This is a genomic window from Marinobacter sp. UBA2498 (assembly GCF_002341575.1).
GTDB lineage: Bacteria > Pseudomonadota > Gammaproteobacteria > Pseudomonadales > Oleiphilaceae > Marinobacter > Marinobacter manganoxydans.
The window spans coordinates 35210-36657 of record NZ_DDOI01000063.1; the positions used below are offsets into that span (position 1 = coordinate 35210).

At 59.7% G+C, this 1448-nt stretch carries 2 protein-coding genes; both read left to right on the plus strand.

The window, feature by feature from the left end:
* Positions 1-698: SulP family inorganic anion transporter (locus B2W52_RS08175; protein ID WP_286802418.1), on the plus strand; the 698-nt coding region annotated here is incomplete at its 5' end.
* Between the two features lie 81 nt (positions 699-779).
* A complete protein-coding gene (locus B2W52_RS08180; RefSeq protein WP_053113716.1) occupies positions 780-1439 on the plus strand; it encodes an energy-coupling factor ABC transporter permease in 660 nt (219 codons plus the stop codon).
* Positions 1440-1448: the final 9 nt, after the last annotated feature.

Here is a 1448-nt window from a genome sequence, read left to right on the forward strand (position 1 = left end):
ATGCGGCGGTGGGCATTGCCCTGGCAACGCTGTTCCTGACGCCGGCGATTGCGTATCTGCCCCAGGCGACTCTGGCGGCAACCATCATTGTTGCCGTCGCCACCCTGATCGACTTTCCGGCCCTGGGCCGCACCTGGCGTTATTCCCGGACGGATTTCGGTGCCATGCTCGCCACTATCGTGCTGACACTGGTGCACAGTGTGGAGGCGGGCCTCATCGCGGGTGTGGCCTTGTCCATCGGGCTGTTCCTGTATCGTACCAGCCGTCCTCACAGCGCGGTGGTTGGCCGGGTGCCCGGCACTGAGCACTTCCGCAATGTGCTCCGCCACGACGTGGAGCTGTGCCCCAAGGTCACCTTCCTGAGAGTGGATGAAAGCCTCTACTTCGCCAACGCCCGTTTCCTCGAGGAAACCGTGATGGATCTGTTGACCCGGGAACCGGAACTGAAAGACCTGGTGCTGGTGTGTCCGGCGGTCAACCTGGTGGATGCCTCTGCGCTGGAAAGCCTTGAAACTATCAACGAGCGCCTGAAGGATGCCGGGGTCCGGTTGCATCTTTCCGAGGTGAAAGGGCCGGTGATGGACAGGCTGAAGGGTACGGAACTGCTTTCCCACCTGGGCGGCGAGGTGTATTTGAGCACCTACGAAGCCTGGCAGCGCCTGACCGACCCTGGCAAGCTCGAAAAACAGGTCGCCTGATTAATCAGGATCCGCTTGCGCCGGGGGTGGGGCCGGCCGTTATGATGTCATTCCCGACCTGGTTTCTGCGGTATTTTCGCTATGGGCATGACTGAAAACCTGCTATCGACCAGCCAGTGGATCACCACCCTTCTGCTTTTCCTGGTCATTCTGGTCCGGGCAGTGCGTTCGATTGACTGGCAGGCGTTCCGAAAGGATAGCGCACTCCAGCATTCGTTTTTCGGGGCAGCCGTGGTGCTGGGGTTTGTCTGGCAGTTGCGGGCGGGGATTTCTCCGGGCCTGGCCATCCATATTTTCGGTATCACAGCTTTAACGTTGATGCTGGGTTGGGCTCTGGCGGTTCTTTCGGGGCTGCTGGCCCTGGTGATTACCGTGATTACCGGCCGCGAGCCGTTGCTGATGTTTGCCGCCAACGGCCTGGTTACGGTGATGGCGCCGGCACTTGTCAGTCACTGGATCATGCTCTGGGAGCGTCGGCGGGATTTCCAGAATTTTTTCGCCTACATCTTTTTCTGCGGCTTTTTCGGCGCGGGCATTTCGGTGGCCGCTGCGGGCATCGTCATGTGCCTGATGCTATGGACCAGCGGCGTCTATACCTTTGATGAGCTGGTGCATGAATACCTGCGCTATCTGCCTCTGTTCATGATTCCGGAGGGCTTTGTGAATGGCACCCTGGTGACCGGGCTGATGGTGTTTCACCCGGACCGGCTGACAACACTCGATCAGAGGCGTTACCGATAAGCCCATCCC

Bases quoted from the DNA above. Each gene is read 5' to 3' on its own strand.
- B2W52_RS08180 (WP_053113716.1), top strand. From the start codon at position 780: ATGGGCATGACTGAAAACCTGCTATCGACCAGCCAGTGGATCACCACC.